We start from the raw sequence: 2498 nt of genomic DNA, 5'->3' as shown, positions 1-2498 counted from the left end.
CCTTCGCCGGCCTCGATTCAACCGACTGGACGGCGCTGACCCAGCTCACCGCCGACCAGTGGGGGGCCCTGTTCGACGCCGGCAACGTCACCGGCCTCTACACCGACGTACTACCCGGCCTGTTCACCGGGATCTTCCCCTAACACCAAGGCGGCGGCGGCGATAGGGTGCGCCCATGCCCGAAACCGCCCGGCTGCTCTTCGTGCACGCCCACCCCGACGACGAGACGCTGACCACCGGGGCCACCATCGCCCACTACGCCGCCCGCGGCGCGCGGGTGCAGGTGGTGACCTGCACGCTCGGCGAGGAGGGCGAGGTGATCGGGGACCGTTGGGCGCAGCTGGTGGTCGACCGGGCCGACCAGCTCGGCGGCTATCGGATCGGCGAGCTCACCGCCGCGCTGCGCGCGCTGGGCGTAGCCGGCCCCACCTTCCTCGGCGGCGCGGGCCGCTGGCGTGACTCCGGCATGGCCGGTACCCCGAGACGCCGGCACCCGCGGTTCGTCGACGCCGGCGACGCCGCGGTCGGCGCGCTGGCCGCGACCATCGGCGAGCTCCGCCCGCACGTCGTAATCAGCTACGACCCGCAGGGCGGCTACGGCCACCCGGACCACATCCACACCCACCGGGTCACCGTCGCGGCCGTCGACGCCGCCGCGGCGGCCGGGTGGGCAACGCCGAAGCTGTACTGGACGGTGACCGCCGGCAGCGCGGCGCGGGCCGGCCGGCGGAAGCTGCAAGCCGCGGACATGTTGCCGCACTGGGTGTTACCGCCCGACGGCGACGTTCCCGGCGGCTACCCCGACGACCGGATCGACGCCGTCGTCGACGGCACCGACGCACTGCCGGCGAAGCTGGCCGCACTGCGGGCGCACGCCACCCAGGTCACCGTCGGGCCGAGCGGCCGAGCCTACGCACTCTCGAACAACCTGGCGCTGCCGATCGCGGGGGTCGAGCACTACATCCTGGCCGCCGGTGCCGCGGGGGAGCGGGACGCCCGGGGCTGGGAGACCGACCTTCTCGCGGGTATCGACCTCGCCGCGGACGCAGCGCGGTAAGCTCCGAGCATGGACCCCGACCTGGACCCGAACCTGGAGCACTGGCAGTGGTGGCTGGACAGCTTTCAGTGGATGGCGGGCTCGATGGTCAGCCAGCTGGACAGCATCCCGACCTGAGCACGGCCGAACCGCCGGCGCCCCCCGCAGCAACGCCGCGTGCGGCGTCCCGGGCGGGCCGTTTCGTGGTGCTGAGTCTGCTGGCCATCGACGGCGTGCTCTGCGCGGTGACCACCGCGTTGCTGTTGCCCGCGTCGCTCGGTCAGAATCCGTTTCCGATCAGCGCGCTGGTCGGCGGCCTGGTCAACCTGGTGCTGGTCTGGGCGGCGTTGCACTGGACGCCGTCGTTGCGGGTGGCGGCGCTGCCGTTGTGGTCCTGGCTGCTGACGGTGGCGGTGATGAGCCTGGGTGGACCCGGCGGCGACATGATCTTCGCCGGGCGCGACGCGCTGGCCTACCGGGTGCTGCTGATGATCCTGCTGGGCAGTGCGCCGCCGGCTGGGCTGTTGTGGCGCCGCCGGGCGCCGATCGGACCGTCGGGAGACCAGGCTTAGCAACCCGCCCGATACGCCGGGCAGGTCGGTGCCGAGTGCGCCCGGCGGCGGCACCGACCTGGGCCGGAATCGACGTCATCGCCGTCGCAGGCGTTGGCCGTCGACCGTGGTATCCGCACCCGGCAGAAGGGCGACTACCCTGACGAATATGACGTGCGCCGAGGTTTCCGGGTGGGCGGCGCGCCGATGACGGCGCACCCGCGCACCACCACCTCGGCGCTGCGCCGGGTGTTGCGCCGCGCCCGCGACGGCGTGGTGCTCAACGTCGACGAGACCGCGATCGCGATGACCGCCCGCGGCGACGACCTGGCCGACCTGTGCGCCAGCGCGGCCCGGGTGCGTGACGCCGGCCTGCAATCGTCGCACCGCCGCGGCCCGGGCGGTCGACTGCCGATCAGCTACTCGCGCAAGGTGTTCATCCCGGTCACCCACCTGTGCCGGGACAGCTGCCACTACTGCACCTTCGTCACGGTGCCCGGTGTGCTGCGCGCCCAGGGCAAGGAGATGTACCTGTCGCCCGACGAGATCCTCGACATCGCCCGCCGGGGCGCCGAGCTGGGCTGCAAGGAGGCGCTGTTCACCCTGGGTGACCGGCCGGAGGCGCGCTGGCCCGAGGCGCAGCGGTGGCTGGAGGAGCGCGGCTACGACACCACCCTGTCCTACCTGCGGGCGATGGCGATCCGGGTGCTGGAGGAGACCGGCCTGCTGCCGCACCTGAACCCGGGGGTGCTGAGCTGGTCGGAGATGGCGCGGCTCAAGCCGGTGGCGCCGTCGATGGGGATGATGCTGGAGTCCACCTCACGACGGCTGTTCGAGACCAAGGGCCTGGCGCACTACGGCAGCCCGGACAAGGATCCGGCGGTGCGGCTGCGCACGCTCACCGACGCCGG

At 73.0% G+C, this 2498-nt stretch carries 3 protein-coding genes; all 3 read left to right on the top strand.

The window, feature by feature from the left end; genetic code table 11:
* The first annotated feature begins 175 nt into the window (after window positions 1–175).
* On the top strand, window positions 176–1057 hold the full coding sequence (gene mshB, locus AC2VNT_RS13695; protein WP_486947379.1) for an N-acetyl-1-D-myo-inositol-2-amino-2-deoxy-alpha-D-glucopyranoside deacetylase: 882 nt from the start codon (window positions 176–178) through the stop codon (window positions 1055–1057).
* A gap of 113 nt (window positions 1058–1170) precedes the next feature.
* On the top strand, window positions 1171–1608 hold the full coding sequence (locus AC2VNT_RS13690) for a hypothetical protein (protein ID WP_486947381.1): 438 nt from the start codon (window positions 1171–1173) through the stop codon (window positions 1606–1608).
* A 186-nt stretch (window positions 1609–1794) separates the two neighbouring features.
* Window positions 1795–2498: 7,8-didemethyl-8-hydroxy-5-deazariboflavin synthase CofG (gene cofG / locus AC2VNT_RS13685; RefSeq protein ID WP_486947380.1), on the top strand; the 704-nt coding region annotated here is incomplete at its 3' end.

It is taken from the genome of Mycobacterium sp. TH-M15 (genome assembly GCF_057473705.1).
Note: the sequence above shows the minus strand (reverse complement) of the source record. Positions and strands in the feature narration are given on the sequence as shown.